The 22,754-nt window shown below is 70.5% G+C and carries 22 protein-coding genes; 14 read left to right on the forward strand and 8 right to left on the reverse strand.

Annotated features, from left to right (window positions below; translation table 11 throughout):
- Positions 1–134: 134 nt before the first annotated feature.
- A complete protein-coding gene (locus ABZ342_RS46515; RefSeq protein ID WP_360487823.1) occupies positions 135–668 on the reverse strand; it encodes an Lrp/AsnC family transcriptional regulator in 534 nt (177 codons plus the stop codon).
- Positions 669–736: 68 nt separating this feature from the next.
- Here ABZ342_RS46515 and pdhA point away from each other — a divergent pair, with 68 nt between their 5' ends.
- From pdhA to ABZ342_RS46545, 6 genes are read left to right on the forward strand one after another with little or no spacing between them, the layout of a single operon-like run.
- Entirely contained in the window at positions 737–1,807 is a 1,071-nt protein-coding gene (gene pdhA, locus ABZ342_RS46520; RefSeq protein ID WP_360487826.1) for a pyruvate dehydrogenase (acetyl-transferring) E1 component subunit alpha, read from the forward strand.
- Positions 1,807–2,802 (forward strand): alpha-ketoacid dehydrogenase subunit beta, encoded by a 996-nt coding sequence (locus ABZ342_RS46525; RefSeq protein ID WP_360487829.1) that lies wholly within the window; start codon positions 1,807–1,809, stop codon positions 2,800–2,802. The genes pdhA and ABZ342_RS46525 overlap by 1 nt, the downstream gene beginning before the upstream one ends.
- Positions 2,795–3,970, forward strand: a complete 1,176-nt coding sequence (locus ABZ342_RS46530; protein ID WP_155541479.1) for a dihydrolipoamide acetyltransferase family protein — start codon at positions 2,795–2,797, stop codon at positions 3,968–3,970. The genes ABZ342_RS46525 and ABZ342_RS46530 overlap by 8 nt, the downstream gene beginning before the upstream one ends.
- Positions 3,971–4,026: 56 nt before the next feature.
- Positions 4,027–4,575, forward strand: coding sequence for a hypothetical protein (locus tag ABZ342_RS46535; protein ID WP_360487832.1), 549 nt, complete (start codon positions 4,027–4,029; stop codon positions 4,573–4,575).
- Positions 4,572–5,558, forward strand: a complete 987-nt coding sequence (locus ABZ342_RS46540) for a hypothetical protein (protein WP_360487835.1) — start codon at positions 4,572–4,574, stop codon at positions 5,556–5,558. The genes ABZ342_RS46535 and ABZ342_RS46540 overlap by 4 nt, the downstream gene beginning before the upstream one ends.
- 27 nt (positions 5,559–5,585) lie before the next feature.
- Entirely contained in the window at positions 5,586–6,629 is a 1,044-nt protein-coding gene (locus tag ABZ342_RS46545) for a class I SAM-dependent methyltransferase (RefSeq protein WP_360487838.1), read from the forward strand.
- Between the two features lie 5 nt (positions 6,630–6,634).
- Here ABZ342_RS46545 and ABZ342_RS46550 read toward each other — a convergent pair whose 3' ends face one another.
- The 6 genes from ABZ342_RS46550 to ABZ342_RS46575 form a co-directional block, all read right to left on the reverse strand.
- Positions 6,635–7,135, reverse strand: a complete 501-nt coding sequence (locus tag ABZ342_RS46550; RefSeq protein ID WP_360487841.1) for a putative immunity protein — start codon at positions 7,133–7,135, stop codon at positions 6,635–6,637.
- Positions 7,136–7,173: 38 nt separating this feature from the next.
- Positions 7,174–8,304 (reverse strand): FAD-dependent oxidoreductase, encoded by a 1,131-nt coding sequence (locus ABZ342_RS46555; RefSeq protein ID WP_360487844.1) that lies wholly within the window; start codon positions 8,302–8,304, stop codon positions 7,174–7,176.
- Positions 8,301–8,621: a bifunctional 3-phenylpropionate/cinnamic acid dioxygenase ferredoxin subunit gene (locus tag ABZ342_RS46560; protein WP_360487847.1), complete on the reverse strand. Its 321-nt coding sequence runs from the start codon at positions 8,619–8,621 to the stop codon at positions 8,301–8,303. Before ABZ342_RS46560 ends, ABZ342_RS46555 begins: the two co-directional genes overlap by 4 nt.
- A 182-nt stretch (positions 8,622–8,803) precedes the next feature.
- Positions 8,804–10,462: a choline dehydrogenase gene (betA, locus tag ABZ342_RS46565; protein ID WP_360487850.1), complete on the reverse strand. Its 1,659-nt coding sequence runs from the start codon at positions 10,460–10,462 to the stop codon at positions 8,804–8,806.
- A gap of 102 nt (positions 10,463–10,564) precedes the next feature.
- On the reverse strand, positions 10,565–12,133 hold the full coding sequence (locus tag ABZ342_RS46570; protein WP_360487853.1) for an amino acid permease: 1,569 nt from the start codon (positions 12,131–12,133) through the stop codon (positions 10,565–10,567).
- A gap of 33 nt (positions 12,134–12,166) precedes the next feature.
- Positions 12,167–13,627, reverse strand: a complete 1,461-nt coding sequence (locus tag ABZ342_RS46575) for an aldehyde dehydrogenase family protein (protein ID WP_360487856.1) — start codon at positions 13,625–13,627, stop codon at positions 12,167–12,169.
- Between the two features lie 91 nt (positions 13,628–13,718).
- Here ABZ342_RS46575 and ABZ342_RS46580 point away from each other — a divergent pair, with 91 nt between their 5' ends.
- Positions 13,719–14,297 carry a TetR family transcriptional regulator gene (locus tag ABZ342_RS46580; protein WP_155541489.1) on the forward strand — a complete coding sequence of 193 codons (579 nt, stop codon included), beginning with the start codon at positions 13,719–13,721 and terminating at the stop codon, positions 14,295–14,297.
- A 249-nt stretch (positions 14,298–14,546) separates the two neighbouring features.
- Positions 14,547–15,668: an aromatic ring-hydroxylating dioxygenase subunit alpha gene (locus ABZ342_RS46585; RefSeq protein WP_360487860.1), complete on the forward strand. Its 1,122-nt coding sequence runs from the start codon at positions 14,547–14,549 to the stop codon at positions 15,666–15,668.
- On the opposite strand, the gene ABZ342_RS46590 is transcribed toward ABZ342_RS46585, so the two are convergent.
- The gene (locus ABZ342_RS46590) at positions 15,665–16,312 is read right to left on the reverse strand and encodes a GntR family transcriptional regulator (protein ID WP_360487863.1); all 648 of its coding nucleotides are present in this window, start codon (positions 16,310–16,312) and stop codon (positions 15,665–15,667) included. The genes ABZ342_RS46585 and ABZ342_RS46590 overlap by 4 nt on opposite strands.
- Before the next feature lie 58 nt (positions 16,313–16,370).
- On the opposite strand from ABZ342_RS46590, the gene glyA reads away from it, so the two are divergent.
- The 6 genes from glyA to ABZ342_RS46620 all read left to right on the forward strand — a co-directional run.
- Complete coding sequence (gene glyA / locus ABZ342_RS46595) at positions 16,371–17,642, forward strand: serine hydroxymethyltransferase (RefSeq protein ID WP_360487866.1); 1,272 nt, start codon at positions 16,371–16,373, stop codon at positions 17,640–17,642.
- Positions 17,639–18,853, forward strand: a complete 1,215-nt coding sequence (locus ABZ342_RS46600; RefSeq protein WP_360487869.1) for a sarcosine oxidase subunit beta family protein — start codon at positions 17,639–17,641, stop codon at positions 18,851–18,853. The genes glyA and ABZ342_RS46600 overlap by 4 nt, the downstream gene beginning before the upstream one ends.
- Positions 18,854–18,876: 23 nt before the next feature.
- Positions 18,877–19,155, forward strand: coding sequence for a sarcosine oxidase subunit delta (locus ABZ342_RS46605; RefSeq protein WP_155541494.1), 279 nt, complete (start codon positions 18,877–18,879; stop codon positions 19,153–19,155).
- Positions 19,152–21,689, forward strand: a complete 2,538-nt coding sequence (locus ABZ342_RS46610) for a 2Fe-2S iron-sulfur cluster-binding protein (protein ID WP_360487872.1) — start codon at positions 19,152–19,154, stop codon at positions 21,687–21,689. The genes ABZ342_RS46605 and ABZ342_RS46610 overlap by 4 nt, the downstream gene beginning before the upstream one ends.
- Complete coding sequence (locus ABZ342_RS46615) at positions 21,679–22,152, forward strand: sarcosine oxidase subunit gamma family protein (RefSeq protein WP_360487875.1); 474 nt, start codon at positions 21,679–21,681, stop codon at positions 22,150–22,152. The genes ABZ342_RS46610 and ABZ342_RS46615 overlap by 11 nt, the downstream gene beginning before the upstream one ends.
- Positions 22,149–22,754, forward strand: a 606-nt coding sequence (locus ABZ342_RS46620) for a formyltransferase family protein (RefSeq protein WP_360487878.1), incomplete at its 3' end; no start/stop codon positions are given. The genes ABZ342_RS46615 and ABZ342_RS46620, both read left to right, overlap by 4 nt.

Here is a 22,754-nt window from a genome sequence, read left to right on the forward strand (position 1 = left end):
GGATACTTCGACCTGCGAGACACCAAGACATCCTCCCTCCAGACCACCGTCTGGAACCAAGGTGTCCGCTCCCAGGGGGCAACTCCACGTGATTGGAGGGGCGACACGCGTGACTGGAGGGGCGACACGGCGGCTCAGTGCAGGACCGAGCCCGGCAGTTCCTCGAAGATCAGCCAGGTCCGCGTCGACCGCACACCCTCCAGTGCCTGCAGCCGCTCCAGGACCACGTCGCGCAGTGTCGTGTTGTCCGGCGTCCGGACCAGCAGCAGGATGTCGAAGTCGCCGCCCACCAGGGTCACGTGGTCGACGTACGGGATCTCGTGCAGGTCGGTCGCCATCGTGCGCCACGACGTCTGCTCCACCGTCACCATGATGTATGCCGACGTGCCCAGGCCCGCCCGGCGCGGGTCGATCCGCGCGCCGAACCCGGTGATCACACCCTCCGCCATCAGGCGCTCCAGCCGCGTGTACGCGTTCGTGCGCGAGATGTGCAGCTTCTCCGCCAGTGCCCGGATCGCCAGGCGGCCGTCCGCGGACAGCTCCGCCAGCATCGCCCGGTCGACCTCGTCGAGCGCCGGGACCGTTCGTCCCGTGAGGCCGCCGCCGGTCGAGGCCGTGAAGGACGTTTGGTCAGCGACTGGCTCCGAAAAAGACCCTTTGTCGCTCATTTCGCGGAACCCTTGAACACACGACCACCAAGAACGACCATCTGAGCATCATATGTCTGCGAGAGGTGGTGCCCGTGGAAACCCTGCTGCCCTCCGCGTCGCCGGTACGGTTCGTCGCCGAGGACGGAACGCGCGTCGACCAGCACGGCGAGTACGCCGAACCCACCAGGGACCGCCTGAAGGCCGCCTACCGGCTGATGGTCCTGGGCCGCAGGTTCGACGTCCAGGCGACCGCCCTCACCAAGCAGGGCCGCCTCGCCGTCTACCCCTCCAGCGCCGGCCAGGAGGCCTGCCAGGTCGCCGCCGCGCTCGCCCTCCGGGACGACGACTGGCTCTTTCCCACCTACCGCGACTCGGTCGCTCTCGTCGCGCGCGGCCTGAAGCCCGGCGAAGTCCTGACGCTGCTTCGCGGCGACGCGCACTGCGGCTACAACCCCGCCGAGACGCGCGTAGCGCCCCAGTGCACTCCGCTCGCCACGCAGACCCTGCACGCCACCGGTCTCGCGCACGCGATGCAGCGACGCGGTGAAGACGCTGTCGCGCTCGCGCTCACCGGGGACGGCGCCACCAGCGAAGGCGACTTCCACGAGGCGCTCAACTTCGCCGCCGTCTTCAAGGCGCCCGTGGTGTTCTTCGTGCAGAACAACGGTTACGCCATCTCCGTGCCCTTCGAGAAGCAGAGCGCCGCGCCCGCGCTGGCGTACAAGGGCATCGGCTACGGCATGCGCTCGGAGCAGGTCGACGGCAACGACGCCGTCGCGGTCCTCGCCGTCCTCGACGACGCCGTGAAGCACGCCCGCGAAGGCAAGGGCCCGGTCCTCGTCGAGGCCCACACGTACCGCATCGACGCCCACACCAACGCCGACGACGCCACCCGCTACCGCGACGCGGACGAAGTCGCGAAGTGGCGCGAAGCGGACCCGCTCGAGCGGCTCGAGACCTACCTGGACGACGACCTGACCGAAGACGACGTCGAGCGATTCCGAGCCGAAGCCGAAGAGTTCGCCCAGTCCGTCCGCGACACCCTGAACGCCGACGCCGAGCTCGACCCGATGTCCCTGTTCGACCACGTCTACGCCGAGCCGACCCGCCAGCTGCAGCGCCAGCGGGCCATGGTCGCGGCCGAGCTGGAGGCCTGATGACGACCACGATGGCGCAGGCGCTCAACGCCGCCCTGCGGGACGCGCTCAAGGACGACGACCGGGTGCTCGTGTTCGGCGAGGACGTCGGCACGCTCGGCGGCGTCTTCCGGGTCACCGACGGCATCACCGCCGACTTCGGCGAGGACCGCTGCTTCGACACGCCGCTGGCCGAGGCCGGCATCGTCGGGTTCGCCGTCGGGATGGCGATGGGCGGGTTCCGCCCGGTCGTCGAGATGCAGTTCGACGCCTTCGCCTACCCCGCGTTCGAGCAGATCACCTCGCACGTCGCGAAGCTGCGCAACCGCACCCGCGGCGCGCTCTCGCTGCCGATGGTCATCCGCATTCCCTACGCCGGCGGCATCGGCGGCGTCGAGCACCACTGCGACTCCAGCGAGGCCTACTACACGCACACGCCGGGCCTGCGCGTCGTCACGCCGGGCACCGCGCAGGACGCCTACGACCTGCTCCGCGACGCCATCGAGTCGCCGGACCCGGTCGTCTTCCTCGAGCCGAAGGCCCGCTACTGGTCCGGCGAAGAGGTGAGCTTCACCCGCAGCGGCCCGGCCATGGACCGGGCCGTCGTCCGGCGCCAGGGCAAGGACGTCACGCTCATCGCGTACGGCCCGATGGTCGCCACGGCGTTGGAGACCGCCGAAGCCGCGACCGCCGAAGGCTGGGACGTCGAGGTCGTCGACCTGCGTTCCTTGAGCCCGTTCGACGACGAGACCGTGACGGCGTCCGTGCGCCGCACCGGACGGGCCGTCGTCGTCCACGAGGCGGCCGGCTTCGGCGGCTACGGCGCCGAGGTCGTCGCCCGCGTCACCGAGCAGTGCTTCCACCAGCTGCACGCGCCCGTGCTGCGCGTGACCGGGCTCGACATCCCCTACCCGGCGCCGAAGCTCGAGCGCCACACGCTGCCCGACGTCGACCGGATCCTCGACACGATCGCGCGCCTGCAGTGGGCCGACACCCCGGTGGTGGCCGGTGCCTGACTTCCTGCTGCCGGACCTCGGCGAGGGCCTGACCGAGGCGGCGATCCTCAACTGGCACGTCGCGATCGGCGACACGGTCAAGGTGGACCAGATCGTCGTCGAGGTCGAGACGGCGAAGGCCGCCGTCGAGGTGCCGGTGCCCTTCGCCGGTGTCGTGTCCGCGCTGCACGGCGAGCCGGGGCAGCTGCTGCCGGTCGGCGCGCCGCTGCTGTCCGTCGGCGGGTTCGCCGAGCCCGGCGTCACGACGTCGAGTGGCAGCGGCAACGTCCTCATCGGTTACGGCACCGCGCCCACGACCCGCCGCAAACGCGTCCGCCGCGTCGAAGCGCCTGCTCCGAAGGCCAAGGCGCCCGGCGTGATCTCGCCGTTCGTCCGGAAGCTGGCTTCGGACAACGGGATCGACCTCGCGAAGGTCGCCGCGACCGGTCCGGACGGGATCATCCGCCGCGCCGACGTCGAGGCGGCGCTCAAGAAGCCCGTCGCGAAGGGCAAGCGCATCCCGTTGACCGGCGTGCGCAAGGCCGTCGCCGACAAGCTCACGACGTCTCGGCGGGAGATCCCCGAAGCGACGGTGTGGGTCGACGTCGACGCGTCCGAGCTGGTCGCCGCGCGGGCGGCGCTGAACGCCAAGACGGACCGGCCGGTGAGCCTGCTCGGGCTGATCGCGCGGTTCGCCGTCGCGGGCCTCAAGAAGTACCCGGAGCTGAACTCGCGCGTGGAGGGCGACGAGATCGTCCTGCTGGACGAGATCCACCTCGGGTTCGCCGCGCAGACCGACCGCGGGCTGGTCGTGCCGGTCGTGCGGGACGCCGGCGCGCTGTCGACGCGGGACCTTTCGGCGGCGATCGGCGACCGCGCTCGCACGGCGCGCGACGGCAAGCTCGCGCCCGCGGACCTCACCGGCGGCACGTTCACCGTGAACAACTACGGCGTCTTCGGCGTCGACGGCTCGGCCGCGATCATCAACCACCCCGAGGCCGCGATCCTCGGCATCGGCCGGATCATCGACCGGCCGTGGGTGGTCGGCGGCACGCTGGCCGTGCGGAAGGTCTGCGAGCTGACGCTGGCCTTCGACCACCGCGTCTGCGACGGCGGCACGGCGGGCGGGTTCCTGCGGTTCGTCGCGGACTGCGTCGAAGCGCCGGTCACGGCCTTGGGCGACCTGTAACGACTCACCGCGCGCGGTGAGTCGGATGTGACGGTCGTGGCACTTAAAGTGTTCGCGTGACGACTCCAGCCCAGCACGACCGGGACCAGGCGGAAGCACGCGTGGGCCGGCTCAAGCAGGACCTGCGCGGCGGGCTGGCGACCCCGCCCGCCGACGTCGAGGCGATGGACGAGCTCGTCGCGACGGCCCACCGGCTGCTCGACTCCGAGCTGGCGTTCGAGGAGGCCAGGCACCGGCTCGCGAACGCCGAGCTCGAGTCCCGGCACGCGGCGACGCAGCGCGCGGTCGTCTACTTCGCGGCCGCGCCGGTGCTGGTGCCGCTGGCCGGCGCGGCGCTGGTGCTGTTCGACGTGCTGTCGCCGGTGTGGCTGCTCGCGCTCGTCCCGCTGTTCGCGGCGGGCCTGTGGATCGGCTTCGGGCCGGTCCGGCGGGTCGGCGACGTCATCCGCGAGCGGACGCGGGCCGCGTGGGCGGGCAGCGTCACGGCCGGGGTGCTGGTGGGCGCGCTGATCCCGTGGCCGGGGACGGTCGTCTGCACGATCCTGGTGGCGCTGGGCGTCGCGGGCACGTGCGGGCTGCTGTGGCGGGAAAGCCGGATCCCGTGAGCCACGGCTACGCGACCTACGGCGACGATCCCGAGTTCACGCAGGAGTACGAGGAGCCCGCCGACTCGACGCGGCGCGACCTCGACGAGCTGTTCGCGGCGGTCGACGGCCTGCGCGCGGCCGCCGAGGAGTCCGACGACCGCCTGCGCCGCGAAGTCGCCGACCTGACCGAGCGGCTCGAGCGCGGCGGCGGGCACCGGCAGGAGGACCGCATCGACCTGCTGGGCCGGCAGCTGGACCGGCTGCAGCAGCAGGTCCAAGCCCTGGAGCGCGCGGTGCGCGTGGCCGACGGCGTACCCCAGCTGAACCTCGACGACGTCGGCGCGGAGACCCGGGCGCTCGCGAAGGAGGCGGCCCGCTGGGACGACCTGCACAAGGAGCTGGTGACGAAGGAGCAGCGCGCCCGGCACTCGGCGGAGATCACGCGGCTTTCGTCCGTGCAGGCGGCCTTGTCCCGCTGCGATGCCGATCTGCTGGAGGTGATGCGCGTCCTGGCGTCGACAGACCGTGGTTCGCGGGCTCGCGGTGATGCGGAGTCGTCGTTGCGGGCGTTGTCGACGCGGCGCCGGACGCTGCTGGACGAGGAGATCCCGGCGGCGATCGCGGCGGCGGACCAGGCGCGGCTGGCGTTGCGCGAGGCGGACGCGGTCGAGGCGCGGATCGTGCCCCAGCTGGAGCGCGCCGAGCGAGCATGGCACGACCTGCAGGTCCGGCTCCGCACGCGGATCACGGACGCGCTGGGGTCGAACGCACTGCTGCCGACGTGGTTCGGGCACGCGCTGGGGGTGTCACCCCCGGCGGGCGCTTCGGGAGACGCGTGGATCCGGACCGCGGCGTCCGTGCTGGCGTACCGGGTGACGTTCGGGATCAAGGACCCGGCGCTGCCGCTGGGCCCGCCGGCGGGCGAGGACGCGGACACGACCGAGCGCCGCTGGACCTGGCGGGCGAGGCTGGAATCGGACTTGGACGAGCTGGCCCTCTAGCCGATTCCGCACCAGCCGGTGACGGCGATGAACTACGTTTCGATCATGTCCTACCGCGACGCGACGGCCCACTACACCTCGCCCAAAAGGCGTGATCCGGTCAAGACGATGCTGGAAGAAGTGGTCACCCACCGAGTACTGCGTGATGCCATCTCCCGGATCCCGCGTGCGCCCGGCCGGCCGTTGCGGGTGCTCGACGTCGGGTGCGGCACCGGGGACGGCCTGGCGCTGCTGACCGAGCGGCACGGCGCCCTCGCCCCGCTGACCGACGAGCACACCCTCGACTACCTCGGGGTCGACATCGACCCCGACATGGTCGACACGGCCCGCGCGCTCCACGCCGGCCGGCGGGCGGAGTTCGTCGTCGCGGACATGCGGTCCGAGCTGCCCGCGGGCGACTTCGACCTCTACCTCTCCTGCGGCGTGCCCTACTCCCACCTTCCCCACGAGGACGTCGTCGAGGTCCTGACCGGCCTCATGCGGCGGATCGTCGAGACCCGCGACCGCGCCGTGCTCGTCGTCGACGTCCTCGGCCGCTACTCCGTCGAGTGGACGCCGAAGTGGCCGGAGACCCGCTGGTCCTACAACATGAGCTTCTTCGAGGACGCGACCGAAACCCTCCACGACCGGATGAGCTTCTTCGACCGCGGGTCGCTCGACGCGGCGCTCGTCGAAGCCGCGATCCGGGCCCGGGCCCGGCTGAGCGGGACGACGTTCACCGACCGGTCGATCCTCGCCGGCCGCCACACCGCCACCCTCGCCTTCAACCCGGCGATCCCGCCCTACCGCACCCTCCTCAACGAGCTCGCCCGCGGCACCACCGACGTCGACCTCGCCCGGCTGCGGTTCGAGCCTCCCACCGGGACCGCGCCCCGGCCGGTCGAACTGTTCTTCGCGGCCTTCGCCGAACGCTGGAACCGGATCATCGCCTCCGGAGACTTGCGCTCGCCCGACCACGCGAAGCAGCTGGCGACGTCGCTCTTCGCGTGGGAACAGCAAGCCCAGCAGGGCCTCGGTACCGGGCACTCCCTGATGGCCACCGTGGTCGTGGAACGTCCCACCCTCAACTGAGGGAGTCAGGCGCGGAGGGCCGACTCCAGCTGCCGGTGCAGCTCGCCGAGCCGGGACCGGCCGGGTTTGCCCGGTGGGAAGCGGCGGAGGAGGTCGGAGACCGCCGGCGGTGCGTGGTCGAGGGCCCAGCGGATCTCCGCGTCCGCGTCACCGCCGGCGAGTTCGCACGCCAGCGCTGCCTGCTGGGCGGGGCCGACGATGTGCTTCACCTGGTGTGGCGACGCCAGGGGGTGCAGGTAAGCCGCACCCGCCGCTCCGACCGCTGCGCGTGCGGCGGCGGAAGCGGCGGGGTCGGAAGTCTCGCCTGCCGCCTTCAGCGCCGCCCACGCCACCGTGCGAAGCAGCTTCGTGCGCTGAGCACCCGAAGCGAACTCTCGCGCCGCCGCGATCGCTTCCCGGGGGCGAGGATCGCCGGGGACCCGCGACTCGTACAACGGCAGCGCTCGCGAAGCGCAGTCGGCCGCCCAGCCCGTCAACGCCCGCAGCTCGTCGAGAGTCAGCTCCATGCGGGTGAAGCGTATCTTTGAAACGCCGGTTGAGACTTTCAGGCGACCGCCGGCTGCCGGAGCGGACGGCGCAGGCGGTTGAACAGCTTCGCGTTGTTCAGCGCGAACACGCCGACCGTCGCGCCGTCCCGCTGCCACACCGCCGCGAACGACGAGGACGACAGGTCGCCGTCGACCACCGAAAGCGTGTCGTCCGGGCGGGGGTGCCCGGCCAGCTGCAGGGTCCCCGCGTACTGGTCCGACCAGACGTACCCGCTCGGCGAGTACGTGCGCGAGGTCTGCCCGGCGAGCAGGTTCGCCACCGCGACCGGTGCCTGCTCCGACGCGTTCGTCCAGTGCTCGTGCCGCCGTCCCGCGTACCGGGCCACATCGCCCACCGCGACCACCTGCGGCAGCTCCGTCACCAGGCCCGCGTCGGTGTGGACGCCGTTGCCGACGGTCACCCCCGAGCCCGCCAGCCAGTCGGTCGCCGGGGTCATGCCGACGCCCACCACGACCACGTCGGCCGGGACGAGCGACCCGTCGGCCAGGTGGACGCCCGCCTCGGACCTGCCCTCGACCCGGACGCCGCAACGCAGGTCCGTGCCGTGGTCGGCGTGCAGGCGCGCGCACACCGCGGCCAGCTCCGGGCCCAGGACCGGCGCCAGGGGAGCGGCCAAAGCTTCCAAGACGACCACGTCGAGACCCAGCGAACGGCACGTCGAGGCCACCTCGGCCCCGATGAACCCGGCCCCGACGATCGCCACCCGCACTCCGGGCACCAGAGCCGCGCGCAGAGCGAGAGCGTCGTCGAGGGTCCGCAGCGTGTGGGCGGCTTCGAAACCCGGCAAGGTGCGCGCCTGGCCGCCGGTGGCGATCACCACGCCGTCCGCGTGCACCGAACCGCCGTCCGACAGCAGCACCCGGCGCGCGGCGGGCTCCAACGCCGTCGCTCGCACGCCGAGCCGGAAGTCCAGCGCCAGCGACGCGAGGTCCCCCGCGTCGAGCAGCTCCAGCGACGCCTGCGACGCCGTCCCGGCCAGGAAGCCTTTGGACAGCGGCGGCCGGTCGTAGGGCAGGTGCGCCTCCGAACCGATCAGCACGATGCCGCCGTCGTAGCCCTGCGCGCGCAGCTCCTGCGCGGCGCGGACCCCGGCGAGCGACGCGCCGACGACCGCGATGCGCTTCACGCGGCGTCCTCGCGAGCCACGCCCTGGACGTAGATGACGCCTTCGTCGACGACGACCGAGTACGTGCGGACCGGTTCCTTCGCGGGCAGGCAGCTCGGCATGCCCGTGCGCAGGTCGAACAGCGCCGCGTGCAGCGGGCACTCGACGAAGCAGCCTTCGAGCCAGCCGTCGGCCAGCGAGGCGTCCTGGTGGGTGCACGTGTCGTCGATGGCGTACAGCTCCCCGTCTTCGGTGTTGAACACCGCGATGGCGGGCGACCCGGGGATCCGGACGGACTCACCCGGGGGCAGCTCGTCCACCGTGCATGCGCGAATCATGAGTCCTCCGAGACTGTTGCGCATAGGGGAACATCTACTGTGATCCGCAACAAAGTCTGAATCCCAGGAAGGACGTCGTCAAGGGGGTACGCCCCGGTAGTTTCCGTTAGCGGGTAACGGATATTCCGGGCACGTCGAAGGCCCGTACCGAGGATGGCGGTACGGGCGCTACGACGTCCGGGCTAGTTCTCCCCGTGCCGGTAGAACGGAATCTTGATCGGGGCGAGCGGGGTGTTTCCGAGGATGAGGTCGGCCGCCTTCTCGGCGGTCATCATCACCGGCGCGTAGATGTTGCCGTTGGGGATGTACGGCATGACCGACGCGTCGACGACGCGCAGGCCCTCGGTGCCGTGCACCCGCATGGTCTGCGGGTCGACGACGGAGCCCTCGTCCACGCCCATCTTCGCGGTGCACGACGGGTGCAGCGCCGTCTCGGCGTCCTTGGCGACCCAGTCGAGGATCTCCTCGTCGGTCTCGACGGACGGCCCCGGCGAGATCTCGCCGTCGTTGTAGGGATCCATCGCGGACTGGTTGAGGATCTTCCGCGCCACCCGCACGGCCTCGACCCATTCCTTGCGGTCGTTCTCCGTCGACAGGTAGTTGAACTTGAGCGCCGGGTGCTGCCGCGGGTCGGTCGAGGTGATCTTCACCGAGCCGCGGGTGTCGGCGTACATCGGGCCGACGTGCACCTGGTAGCCGTGGCCTTCCGTGGGCGCCGAACCGTCGTAGCGGATCGCCACCGGCAGGAAGTGGAACATCAGGTTCGGGTACTTCACCTCGTCGTTCGAGCGGACGAACCCGCCGCCCTCGAAGTGGTTGGTCGCGGCCGGCCCGGACCGCAGGAACAGCCACTGCGCGCCGATGAAGGGCCGCTTCCACTTCGCCAGCGACGGCTGCATCGACACCGGTTGCTTGCAGGAGTACTGGATGTACACCTCCAGGTGGTCCTGGAGGTTCTCGCCGACGCCCGGCAGGTCCTTCACGACGTCGATGCCGAGCTTCTCCAGGTCGGCCGCGTTGCCGACGCCGGACAGCTGCAGCAGCTGCGGGCTGTTGATCGCCCCGCCGCAGAGGATGATCTCCTTGCCGTACACCTCACCCGGCATGCCCCGGCCCTCGGCGTACTCGACGCCGATCGCGCGCGTGCCCTCGAAGAGGATCTGCGACACGAACGCGTGCGTCTTCACCGTGAGGTTGGGCCGGTTCTCCACCGGGTGCAGGTACGCGCCCGCCGCCGACAGCCGCCGTCCCTTCCGGACGTTGCGGTCGAAGGCCGCGAAGCCTTCCTGCCGGTAGCCGTTGACGTCGTCGGTGCGCGGGTAGCCCGCCTGCTCGGCGGCGTCGAAGAAGGCCTGGAACAACGGGTTGGTCGCCGGGCCGCGTTCGAGTTCGAGGGGCCCGTCGTGGCCGCGCCACTGCCCGTCCGGGGCATCAGCGAGGCAGTTTTCCATCCGCTTGAAGTACGGCAGGCAGTGCGCATAGTCCCAAGTGGACATTCCGGGGTCGGCGGCCCAGCGCTCGTAGTCCATCGGGTTGCCGCGCTGGAAGATCATCCCGTTGATGCTCGACGACCCGCCGAGGACCTTGCCGCGCGCGTGGTAGATGCGGCGCCGGTTCATGTGCGGCTCGGGCTCGCTGCGGTAGCCCCAGTCGTAGAACTTCGACCCGATCGGGAAGGTCAGCGCGGCCGGCATGTGGATGAAGACGTCCCACTTGTAGTCGGCCCGCCCGGCCTCCAGCACCAGGACCTTGTTCGCGGGGTCCGCCGAAAGCCGGTTCGCCAGCGCGCAGCCCGCCGAGCCACCGCCGACGATGACGAAGTCGTAGGTATCGGAACTCATGGGGTCCTCCTTGAGAACCTTATTCAGCCGTCGGCCGGCGCGAGAGTCACTGCCGGCAGGTATGTCACGATCCGTAGCGCCGTCCTAACCAGAATAAGATTCTCAGCCGGGTAGCGAATCCGGGGCGCTGTCGGGCATGTGCTCGGGGCTCGTGTGCGACGAACCCCAGGTGCGGCGCCGGACGTACAGCATGATCGCACCGATGATCACGATCAGCCCGGTGACGATCACCGCGCCCCACTGGAAGTACCAGTGGTCCTCGCCGTAGACCTCGGGGCGCGGCCAGATCAGGTTGATCGTCATCCCGGCGCCGTAGAGCACCGCGACCAGGTTCACCAGCGTGCCCCAGCGGCCCAGCTTGAAGTACGGGCCGTGCTCCGGGCGCGGCCACTGCCCGCGCAGGCGGCGGATCAGCATCGGGCCGGTGACCATCAGGTAGGGGATGTAGAACAGGATGATCGCCGTCGAGGTCAGGATGAAGAACGCCCGCTGGTTGCCGAGGTTGATCAGCAGCACGACGACGGTGAGGCCGCCGGTCAGCAGTGCGGGCAGGACCGGCGTCTTCGAGCGCGGCGACACCTTCGCCATCGCCTTGCTGAACGGCAGCCGGCCGTCGCGGGCCATCGCCCACGCCATCCGGATCGCCGCGGTCTGCACCGCGAGGCAGCAGACGGTGATCGCGATCGCCGAGCAGATCAGGAACGCGTCGCCGAGTCCTTCGCCGAGGGTGCTCTTCAGCAGGTACGGCATGCCGGACGTGCTGAGCTCCTTGGCGCTCAGGTCGCCGACGGCCATCATGCCGAACAGCATGATCAGCCCGCCGACGATGAACGCCGCGGTGATCGCCCGGAGGATCGCGCGCGGTGCGTGCCGCCGCGGCTGGGTGGTCTCCTCGGCCAGCGAGCCCGCGGTGTCGAAGCCGTAGAAGACGTACGCGCTCATCAGCGACGCCACCAGGAACGCCCCGAGGTACCCGGACGAGTGACCGTCACCCGTGCCTGCCGTGTCGAAGACGATGCCGGGGCCCCGCTTGATGTGGATGGCCAGCGCGATCACCAGCAGGACGCTCGCGCCGAGTTCCACCGCGACGCCGAAGTTGTTGATCTTCGCCATCAGCTTGACGCCGATGATGTTGATGATCGTGGCGAACACGACCAGCACCAGGGCCAGGATGATGGCGTTCTGCGCGCCGCCGGGCGTCGAGGTCAGGCCGGCGTCGTCGTCGCTGCCGACGATCTGGAACGCGGTCGAGACCTGCGGCAGGATGATCTGGTAGGCGACCGCGACCGCCGCCGCCGTCACGATCGCGCCGATGATCATGATCCAGCCGGCCAGCCACGACGTCGCGGGTTTCGCGATCTGCTTGGCCCACTGGTACACCGAGCCGGCGAGCGGGAACTGCCCGGCCAGCTCGGCGAAGCACAACGCGACGGCTGCCTGGCCGACGAAGACCAGCGGCCACGTCCAGATGAACGCCGGCCCGCCCGAGCCGAAGCCGAAGAAGAACAGCTGGAACACGCCGGTGAGGATGGAGATGTAGCTGAACCCGGCGGCGAAGCTGGAGAAGGATCCCAGGGAGCGTTCGAGCTCCTGGCGGTAGCCGAACTTCTCGAGGTCGGAGCTGTCGTCCGGGGCAGGCCCCCCGCCCGCCGGCTTTTCTTGCGTGGTCATGGCAACGTCCTCACATCGTGGGTGGGGGAGGGATCAGCCTTTGAACCAGTGCTGCGGAACGGGATCGATGTTCTGGTAGACGTGCTTGCTTTCCTGGTACTCCGCGAGCCCGGACGGCCCGAGTTCGCGGCCGATGCCGGACTTCCCGAACCCGCCCCACTCCGCCTGCGGCAGGTAGGGGTGGTAGTCGTTGATCCACACGGTGCCGTGGCGCAGGGCCCCGGCGACCCGCTGGGCGCGGGACGCGTCCGACGTCCACACGGCTCCGGCGAGCCCGTACTCGGTGTCGTTGGCCAGCGCGATCGCGTCGGCCTCTTCGGTGAAGCGTTCCACGGTGACGACCGGGCCGAAGACCTCTTCCCGGACGATCGCCATGTCCCTGGTGCAGCCGGAGAACACCGTCGGCCGCAGGAAGAAACCGTTTTCGTACTCCGGACCTTCGGGCCGCTTGCCGCCGGCCCGGAGCGTGGCGCCCTCCTTGAGAGCGCTTTCGATGTACCCCTCGACCTTGGCGCGGTGCTGCGCCGAGACGAGCGGGCCCGTCTCGGTGGCGGGATCGAGGCCGTCGCCGACCCGGATCCGGTCGGCGCGCGCGGCGAGGTCCGCCACGAACCGGTCATGGATCCCATCCTGGACGATCAAGCGCGCGCCCGCCGAGCAGACCTGTCCCGAATGGACGAACGCGGCCATCAGCGCGTAGTCGAGGGCGGTGTCGTAGTCGGCGTCGGCGAAGACCACGTTCGGGTTCTTGCCGCCGAGCTCCAGCGCGACCCGCCGGACGCCCTTCGCGGCGGCCGTCATGATCTTCTCACCGGTCGCGTAGCCGCCGGTGAACGAGACCAGGTCGACGCCCGGGTGCTCGACCATCGCCGCGCCGACGTGGCCCGGCCCGAGCAGGAGGTTGACGACGCCGGGCGGCGCGCCCGCTTCTTCGAGCAGGGCGACCAGCTTGATCGTGGTCAGCGGCGTGACTTCGCTGGGCTTGAGCACGACGGTGTTGCCCGCGGCCAGCGCGGGCGCGACCTTCCAGGACATCTGGAGCAGCGGGTAGTTCCACGGCGCGATGAGCGCGCAGACGCCGACCGGCTCGTGCACGATCCGGCTGACGACGGTCGCGCTGCCCGCGTCGACCAGGCGTCCGGCGTCCTTGCCCGCCAGGTCGGCGTAGTAGCGGAAGACGTTCGTGACGTCGTCGATGTCGATGCGGCCTTCGCCCAGCGTCTTGCCGGTGTCGAGGCTCTCGGTGCGGGCGAGCTCTTCGCGGTCGCGGACGAGCAGGGCGGCGGTGCGCCGGAGCAGCTCGCCGCGTTCGAGGGCGGTCGTGCGGCGCCACGGGCCCGCGTCGAAGGCCCGCCGGGCCGCTCTGACCGCGGCGTCGACTTCCTCGCGGCCGGCTTCGGCGACCTGCTCGATCACCTGGCCGGTGGCGGGGTTGAGCACGTCGGAGTGGCTTCCGGCGTCCGACCAGATTCCGTCGATGTGGAGGTCTTTCATGCGGCCCTTCCCGGATCGGTAGTGGCTGCGTCGCGCGTCGAGTGCGTACATTTGTACGCGAAGCGTGTACAGATGTCCACAAGGGGGCTTGATGGCCAGGAGCGAACCCGGCGCAACGCGGCGCCGCGGTCCGAACGACCCCGAGCGGCGGGCCCGGATCGCCAAGGCGGCGATCGAGGTGGTCGCCCAGCGGGGGATCGACGGGGTCACGCACCGCTCGGTCGCGGCGGCGGCCGGTGTCCCGCTCGGCTCGACGACCTACCACTTCGCGACGCTGGACGACCTGCTGGAAGTCGCGCTGCACGAGGCGGCGGAGAAGAACGTCCACGCGCTGAAGGAGTGGGAGTCCGCGCTGCCGCCGGACGCCGACTTCGCCGCGGCGCTCGCCGAGCTGGTGATGGGCTACATCAACGAGCAGTACCGGGACACGGTGGTCGAGTACGACCTGTACGTCGCGGCGCTGCACCGGCCGGCCCTCCGCAAGGCGAGCGCGGCCTGGGACGAAGCGCTCATCGCGTTCTTCGGCTCCCGCACCGACCCCCTGACCGGCCGCCTGCTGGCCGGCCTGTTCTGCGGCCTGCTGATGCAGGCGGCCCTGGCCGACCCCCGCCCGACCCGCGAAGAGATCGAAACCCTCTTCCGCCGAGCCATCCACGGCCCCACGATGTGACGGAAGGGGCATCACACGTGATTGAAGGGGCATCACACGTGCTTGGAGAGGCATCGCGCTGATGCCCGTCCAATCACGCGTGATGCCCGTCCAGTCACGCGTGATGCCCGAAACGTGCCGGAAATCTTTGGCGGGCGTTGAAAAACTTGGGTTGACAGCGCTTCGGGGTGGCAGTCACTCTGTTTCGGGGTGAGCAACAAGACGCGTTCTGCGCAACTCCCGAACTGATCCGCGGAGAGGACCACGCCGGTGACCACTACCGATCTCCCGCCGAGCCTGCTGGCCACGCTGCCGGGCTCCGCCTACACCGATCCGGCGGTCTTCGCGCTGGAGCAGGCGAAGATCTTCGAGGCCGACTGGTTCTGCGCCGTGCGCAGCGCCGACCTCGCCGGGCCCGGCTCGTTCGAGACCGTCCAGATCGGCAAGGAGAGCGTCCTCGTCTCGCGCGGCCGGGACGGGAAGCTGAACGCCTTCCTCAACGTCTGCCGCCACCGCGGCGCCCGGCTCTGCACGTCCGAAAGCGGCACCGTCAAGCGCGCCTTCCAGTGCCCGTACCACGCCTGGACCTATGGCCTCGACGGCAAGCTCATCGCCGCGCCCAACCTCACCGGCATGCCGGACGTCGACCGGACCGAGTTCGGCCTGACGAAGGTCCACCTGCGCGAATGGCTTGGGTACGCCTGGGTCTGCCTGGCCGACGAGCCGCCGCCGTTCGACGGCAGCGTCGTCGCCGCGGTCACCGAACGACTGGGCGGCGCGGAGGCGATCGAGGCGTACGGCGTCGACGGCCTCGCGCTGGGAAAGCGCATCGAGTACGACGTGAAGGCCAACTGGAAGCAGATCATCGAGAACTTCATGGAGTGCTACCACTGCGCGACGATCCACCCGGAGCTCACCGAGGTCCTCCCGGAGTTCGCCGACGGGTACGCCGCGCAGTACTACGTCGGCCACGGCGCCGAGTTCGGCGGCGACGTCCGGGGCTTCACCATCGACGGCAGCGAGGGCGTCGACCGGCTGCCCGGCGTCACCGAAGACCAGGACCGCAAGTACTACGCCATCACCATCCGCCCGCAGGTGTTCGTCAACCTCGTGCCGGACCACGTCATCCTGCACCGGATGTTCCCGCTGGCCCCGGACCGGACGCTGGTGCGCTGCGACTGGCTGTACCTGCCCGGCGTCGTCGAGTCCGGCCGGGACCTGTCCCGCTCGGTCGAGCTGTTCCACCGGGTGAACCTGCAGGACTTCGAGGCCTGCGAGCGCTGCCAGCTGGCCATGGACTCCCGTTCGTACGTCAACGGCGGCGTGCTCGTGCCCAGCGAGCACCACATCGCCGCGTTCCACGACTGGGTCCGCGAACGGCTGGCGGTCTAGATCAACGCCCGGATGGCGGCCTCGAACCCGGTGACGTGCGCATGCGTCAACGCGGCCGCCTTCTCGGCGTCGCCCTCGATGATCGCGGTGAGGAGCGGGACGTGTTCGTCGACGTGGCCGGCCATCCCGGACAGCCGGGGCACGAACACGCACCAGATCCGCGTCGCGAGGTTGTCGTACCGGATCAGCGTGTCTTCGAGGAACGGGTTGTGCACGCACCGGTAGATCGCCCGGTGCAGGGCGAGGTCGGTGCGCAGCAGCTCGCTGTTGTCGCCGGCCGGCACGCCGGCGTCGAGCTGCGCGCGCAGCTCGGTGAGCGTCGCGCGGTCGGCCGTGGTCGCGCGCTCGGCCGCGGCGGCCGTGGCCATCGGCTCCAGCGTCCGCCGGACCTCGGAGATGTGCGCGAGGTCGGAGATGTGGACGTCGGTGGCGAACGTCCCGCGCCGCGGGTAGGCGACGACCAGCCGCTCGGACTCGAGGCGTTTCAGCGCTTCGCGGATCGGCGTGCGGCCCATGCCGAGCGTGCTGCCGAGCCACTCCTCGTTGATGGGGTCGCCGGGGCGGATGTCGAGCATGACGAGCTGGTCGCGGACGAAGAGGTACGCCTGTTCCGCCAGCGACGGGGGATTGACCTGGGGATGCACGCCGCATAGCCTACATCGACGATTGATATATCAGAAGTCGACCACGGAAGGTTTCGCGATGACCGCGACGATCGATCCAGTGCTCAACCGCTCCCTGGCCGACTACGACCCGGTGGTCGCCGACGCGATCGGCGCCGAGCTGCGCCGCCAGCAGACGACGCTGGAGATGATCGCTTCCGAGAACTTCGCCCCGCTCTCCGTCCTGCAGGCCCAGGGCTCGGTGCTCACCAACAAGTACGCCGAGGGCTACCCCGGACGTCGCTACTACGGCGGCTGCGAGCACGTCGACGTCCTCGAACAACTCGCCATCGACCGCGTCAAGGCGCTGTTCGGCGCGGGGTTCGCCAACGTCCAGCCGCACTCGGGCGCCCAGGCCAACGCCGCCGCGATGGCCGCGCTCATCAAGCCCGGCGACAAGATCCTCGGCCTGTCGCTGGCCCACGGCGGCCACCTGACCCACGGGATGCGGATCAACTTCTCCGGCCTGCTCTACGACGTCGCCGCCTATGAAGTGTCCGAAAAGGACTTCCGGGTCGACATGGCCGAGGTCGAACGGCTCGCGAAGGAGCACCGGCCGAAGCTGATCATCGCCGGCTGGTCGGCCTACCCGCGTCAGCTCGACTTCGCCCGCTTCCGCGAGATCGCCGACGAGGTCGGCGCGTACCTCATGGTCGACATGGCCCACTTCGCCGGCCTGGTCGCCGCCGGCCTGCACCCGTCGCCGGTGCCACACGCCCACGTCACGACGACCACCACCCACAAGACCCTCGGCGGCCCGCGGGGCGGCGTGATCCTCACGAACGACGCGGCGCTCGCCAAGAAGGTCAACTCCGCGGTGTTCCCCGGCCAGCAGGGCGGCCCCCTCGAACACGTCATCGCCGCCAAGGCCGTCGCGTTCAAGGTGGCCGGCGAACCGGAGTTCGTCGAACGCCAGCAGCGGACCCTGCGCGGCGCGAAGCTCCTGGCCGAGCGGCTGCTGACCGAGAGCGGCATCTCCGTGCTGACCGGCGGCACCGACGTCCACCTGGTGCTCGTCGACCTGCGCGACTCCGAGCTGGACGGCAAGCAGGCCGAGGACCGGCTCCACGAGGTCGGCATCACGGTGAACCGCAACGCCGTCCCGTTCGACCCGCGGCCGCCGATGGTCACTTCCGGCTTGCGGATCGGCACGCCCGCCCTGGCCACCCGCGGCTTCGGCGACGCCGAGTTCCGCGAAGCCGCCGACGTCATCGCCGAGGCGCTCGAGCCCGGCTACGACGTCGAGAAGCTGCGGGCCCGCGTCACCGCGCTCGCCGAAGCGTTCCCGCTCTACCCGGGGGAGGCCCGATGACCGACCTGCCCGAGCACCCCGACTTCCTCTGGACCGACCCGGAGCCGAAGAAGGCCTACGACGTCGTCATCGTCGGTGGCGGCGGGCACGGGCTCGCCACCGCGTACTACCTGGCCAAGGTGCACGGCATCACCAACGTCGCCGTGCTGGAGAAGGGCTGGCTCGCCGGCGGCAACATGGCCCGCAACACCACGATCATCCGCTCCAACTACCTCTGGGACGAGAGCTCCGGCATCTACGAGCACTCCCTCAAGCTGTGGGAAGGCCTCGAAGAGGACCTCGGCTACCCGATCCTCTTCAGCCAGCGCGGGGTGCTGAACCTCGCGCACACCTTGCAGGACGTCCGCGACAGCGTCCGCCGCGTCGAGGCCAACAAGCTCAACGGCATCGACGCCGAATGGGTGGACGCGGCGGGCGTCAAGGAGATCTGCCCGATCGTCAACACCGCACCGGACGTGCGCTACCCGGTGCTCGGCGCGACCTTCCAGCCGCGCGCGGGCATCGCGAAGCACGACTACGTCGCGTGGGGCTTCGCCCGCGCCGCCCACGAAATGGGTGTCGACCTCATCCAGAACTGCGAGGTCACCGGCATTTCGACGGTGAACGGCCGGGTCACCGCCGTCGAGACGTCGAGGGGCCGGATCGCCGCGGGCAAGGTCGCGCTGTGCGCCGCCGGGCACTCGTCGGTGCTGGCGAAGATGGTCGGCCTGGACCTGCCGCTGGCGTCCCATCCGTTGCAGGCCTTGGTGTCCGAGCTGCTGGAGCCGATCCACCCGACGGTCGTCATGTCGAACGCCGTGCACGTCTACGTTTCCCAGGCGCACAAGGGCGAACTGGTCATGGGCGCCGGCATCGACAGCTACCACGGCTACGGCCAGCGCGGCTCCTTTCACATCATCGAGGAGCAGTTGGCCGCCGCGCTGGAGCTGTTCCCGGTGTTCGCGCGGGCGCACCTGCTGCGGACGTGGGCGGGGATCGTCGACGTCAGCCCGGACGCGTCGCCGATCGTCGGGCTCACCCCGGTCGAGAACCTGTTCCTCAACTGCGGCTGGGGCACCGGCGGCTTCAAGGCCACCCCCGGCGTCGGTGACGTCTTCGCGGCCACCATCGCCCGCGGGAAGCCGCACGAGTACGCCGAACCGTTCACCCTCGACCGGTTCACCACCGGCGCCCTCGTCGACGAGCACGGCGCCGCCGCCGTCGCGCACTGAGCCATTCAGAAGCAGGAGTCCCGATGCAGCTGATCCCTTGCCCCTGGTGCGGGCCGCGCGAGGAAGCCGAATTCCACTACGGCGGCCAAGCCCACGTCGCCTACCCGGAAGACCCGGCCGCACTGTCCGACGAGGACTGGGCGAAGTTCGTCTTCTTCCGCGCCAACCCCAGCGGCCCGCTCGCCGAGCGCTGGAGCCACTCCGCGGGCTGCCGCCGGTGGTTCAACGCCGTCCGCGACACCCGCACCCACGACCTGAAGGCGGTCTACCGCCTCGACGAGCCCAGGCCGGTGATCCCGTGACCCGACTGCCCGGCACCCCGCTCAAGTTCACCTTCGACGGCCGCGAGCTGACCGGTTTCCTCGGCGACACCCTGGCTTCCGCGTTGCTGGCCAACGGCATCCACCGGGTCGCGACCAGCATCAAGTACGGCCGGCCGCGCGGCATCGCCGGCGCCGGAGTCGAGGACTCCAACGCGCTGGTCCAGATCGAAGCGCCGTTCCCGGAGCCGATGCTGTCCGCGACGACGGTCGAACTGTACGACGGTCTGGTCGCGCGCGGCCTGTCCGGCCAAGGTCGCCTGGCCGCCGAGCCGGATCCGGCCCGCTACGACGCGAAGCACGCCCACTGCGATGTCCTGGTCATCGGTGCCGGGCCCGCGGGCCGCGCGGCCGCCGCTGCCGCGGAAGGACGCGTGCTGCTCGTCGACGACCAGCCTGACGGCGAGGCGCCCGAAGGAGTCCGGTTCCTTTCGCGCACGACGGCGTTCGGTGTGTACGACGACGGGTTCGTGCTGGCCCTGGAGCGCCGGGGCGAACCCGCCGCGCCCGAGCGGATTTCGCGGCAGCGGGTCTGGCGGATCCGGGCGAAGCGGATCGTCATCGCCACCGGCGCCCACGAGCGGCCGATCGTCTTCCCGGACAACGACCGCCCCGGCATCATGCTCGCCTCGGCCGCGCGGACCTACCTGAACCGCTACGGAGTGCTGGCCGGGCGGCGCGTGGTCGTGTTCACCACCAACGACTCCGCGCTGGTCGCCGCCTCCGAACTGGCCGACGCGGGGGCCGAGATCGTGCGGATCGTCGACGCCCGCGAGGGCTACGGCGTCATCGGCACCGACGGCGGCGAGCACATCACCGCCGCGCACGTCGCGGAGCTGGGGTCGCTGGAGGGTGAGCGGGTGCCGTGCGACCTGCTGCTCGTGTCCGGCGGCTGGAACCCGGCCGTGCACCTGTTCAGCCAGGCACGCGGCAAGCTCCGGTACGCCCCCGAGCTGGGCTCCTACGTCCCGGACGGCGACCTGCCGAACGTCAGCGTCGTCGGCGCGGCGGCGGGCGAGGGATTGCCGGAAGCGAAGATCCTCTGGCAGGTGCCCGCCCCGGAGTCCGAAGTGGACACCAGGTTCGTGGACCAGCAGCGGGACGCGACCGTGTCCGACGTCCTGCGCGCGACCGGCGCCGGACTGCGGTCGTTGGAACACATCAAGCGCTACACGACCATCGGCACCGCGCACGATCAGGGCAAGACGTCCGGCATGCTCGCCGCGGGCATCACCGCCGAAGCCCTCGGTGTCGACCTGTCGACCCAGCGCCCCACGACGTTCCGGCCGCCCTACACGCCGGTGTCCTTCGCCGCGCTGGCCGGGCGCAACCGCGGTGACCTGCACGATCCCGTGCGCGTCACGACGATCCACCCGTGGCACGTCGAGCACGGCGCCGAGTTCGAGAACGTCGGCCAGTGGAAGCGGCCGTGGTACTACCCGCGAGCCGGCGAGTCGATGCACGACGCCGTCCGGCGCGAATGCCGCGCGGCGCGCAACGACGTCGCCGTCATGGACGGGTCCACCCTCGGCAAGATCGACGTCCAGGGTCCGGACGCCGGCTGGTTCCTCGACATGCTCTACACGAACATGATGAGCACCCTCAAGGTCGGCCGGATCCGCTACGGCGTGATGTGCGGTGTCGACGGCATGGTGATCGACGACGGCACGGTCATCCGCGTCGGGGAGAACCGGTTCCTGGTCACGACCACGACCGGCAACGCGGCGATGGTCCTCGAGTGGATGGAGGAGTGGCTGCAGACGGAGTGGCCGCACCTCGAGGTCTTCGCGACGTCGGTCACCGAGCACTGGGCGACGATCCCCCTGGTCGGGCCGCGCTCGCGGGAGGTCCTGGGCCGCCTGGCGCCGGACCTCGACGTCTCCAACGAGGCCTTCGGGTTCATGACCTGGCAGGACGCCGAGGTCGCCGGGCTCCAGGCCCGCGTCTGCCGGATCAGCTTCTCCGGCGAGCTGGCCTACGAGATCAACGTCCCGTCCTGGTACGGGCCCGCGCTGTGGCAGTCCGTAGTGGACGAAGGTGCCACGCCGTACGGCACCGAAACCATGCACGTCCTGCGCGCCGAGAAGGGCTACCCGATCATCGGCCAGGACACCGACGGCACGGTCACCCCGCAGGACCTCGGGATGTCCTGGGCGGTGTCGAAGAAGAAGACCGACTTCATCGGCAAGCGCTCCTTCGCCCGCGCCGAGAACAACCGGCCCGACCGCAAGCAACTCGTCGGCCTGCTGCCGGTCGACCCGTCGGTGCTGCTGCCCGAAGGCTCGCAGATCATCGAGTCCGAAGTCGTGCCCGAACCCCCGGTGCGGATGCTCGGCCACGTCACCTCCAGCTACGACAGCGCCGCCCTCGGCCGCACCTTCGCACTCGCTCTGGTGCGCTCGGGCCGCGAACGCGTCGGCGAAACGCTGTACGTCCCGCTCGGCGACCAGGTCGTGCCGGTGACCGTGACCGAATCCTTGCTCTTCGACAAGGAAGGAGCCCGCCGTGACGGTTGACGCGGTCGAAGAACCGTTCCGCACCCAGCTCACCGTGCGCCTCCGGGAGGGGCAGACCCTGCTCGGCGTTGACCTGCCCGCGCCGTGCACGTTCACCAGCGGCCACGGCGTCGACATCCTGTGGATGGGTCCCGACGAATACCTGGTGCTCGCCGAACCCGGCCGCCAGGCCGAGCTGGAAGCGTCGCTTTCAGGTGAAAGTGCCGCCGTCGTGGATGTGTCGGCGCAGCGCAACGTCGTGCGGCTCACGGGCTCGCACGCGCGGGACGTATTGGCGCACGGGTGCTCGATCGACCTCGACCCGTCGGTTTCGCCGCCGGGCACGTGCGTGCAGACCCTGCTGGCGCGGACCGGGATCGTGCTCATGGTCCGGGAAGAGGGGTTCACGATCCTCGTGCGTCAGTCCTTTTCGGACTACTTCGAGGCCTGGCTGGCCGACGCGAGTCTGGAGTACGTCTCGTGACCTTCACCCTGACCCTCAAGTGCCCCGAACGTTCGGGCATCGTGCACGCCGTCACGACGTTCCTCGTCGGGCAGGGCTGCGACATCGTCGAGCACCAGCAGTTCGACGACGACGTCCGCGGCTCGCTGTTCCTGCGCACGTCGTTCACCTGCACCGAAGAGACCACAGTGGACGATCTCACGCGGGCGTTCTCCCCGGTGGCCGGGGACTTCGGCATGGAGTTCGGCTTCTCGGACGGGACACCGCCGCGGGTACTGGTGATGGTGTCGAAGTTCGGGCACTGCCTCAACGATCTCCTCTTCCGCTGGCGCGCGGGCGGCCTCGGCGCCGAGATCGCGGTGGTCGTCTCCAACCACGAGGACCTCCGGCCGATGGCCGAGGCGGCCGGCGTCCCGTTCGTGCACGTCCCGGTCACGCCCGACACGAAGCCCGAGGCCGAGCAGCGGCTGCTCGACCTGGTCGGGGAGTACGAGGCCGACCTCATCGTGCTCGCGCGGTACATGCAGGTGCTCGAGCACCGCCGGCACGCCGTCGCCGGCCGCCGCGTCGTCCACCGGCGCCCCGACGTCCGCGAGTGTCGAAGCCGCCTCGCTCGCCGGGTC

The organism is Amycolatopsis sp. NPDC005961 (genome assembly GCF_040629235.1).
Lineage (GTDB): Bacteria > Actinomycetota > Actinomycetes > Mycobacteriales > Pseudonocardiaceae > Amycolatopsis > Amycolatopsis camponoti.

Coding starts and splice junctions, on each gene's coding strand:
- ABZ342_RS46575 (WP_360487856.1), bottom strand. CDS start 13,627: ATGAAAGACCTCCACATCGACGGAATCTGGTCGGACGCCGGAAGCCAC.
- ABZ342_RS46545 (WP_360487838.1), top strand. CDS start 5,586: ATGAACTACGTTTCGATCATGTCCTACCGCGACGCGACGGCCCACTAC.
- ABZ342_RS46560 (WP_360487847.1), bottom strand. CDS start 8,621: ATGATTCGCGCATGCACGGTGGACGAGCTGCCCCCGGGTGAGTCCGTC.
- glyA (WP_360487866.1), top strand. CDS start 16,371: ATGACCGCGACGATCGATCCAGTGCTCAACCGCTCCCTGGCCGACTAC.
- ABZ342_RS46580 (WP_155541489.1), top strand. CDS start 13,719: ATGGCCAGGAGCGAACCCGGCGCAACGCGGCGCCGCGGTCCGAACGAC.
- betA (WP_360487850.1), bottom strand. CDS start 10,462: ATGAGTTCCGATACCTACGACTTCGTCATCGTCGGCGGTGGCTCGGCG.
- ABZ342_RS46570 (WP_360487853.1), bottom strand. CDS start 12,133: ATGACCACGCAAGAAAAGCCGGCGGGCGGGGGGCCTGCCCCGGACGAC.
- ABZ342_RS46515 (WP_360487823.1), bottom strand. CDS start 668: ATGAGCGACAAAGGGTCTTTTTCGGAGCCAGTCGCTGACCAAACGTCC.
- ABZ342_RS46525 (WP_360487829.1), top strand. CDS start 1,807: ATGACGACCACGATGGCGCAGGCGCTCAACGCCGCCCTGCGGGACGCG.
- ABZ342_RS46600 (WP_360487869.1), top strand. CDS start 17,639: ATGACCGACCTGCCCGAGCACCCCGACTTCCTCTGGACCGACCCGGAG.
- ABZ342_RS46550 (WP_360487841.1), bottom strand. CDS start 7,135: ATGGAGCTGACTCTCGACGAGCTGCGGGCGTTGACGGGCTGGGCGGCC.
- ABZ342_RS46605 (WP_155541494.1), top strand. CDS start 18,877: ATGCAGCTGATCCCTTGCCCCTGGTGCGGGCCGCGCGAGGAAGCCGAA.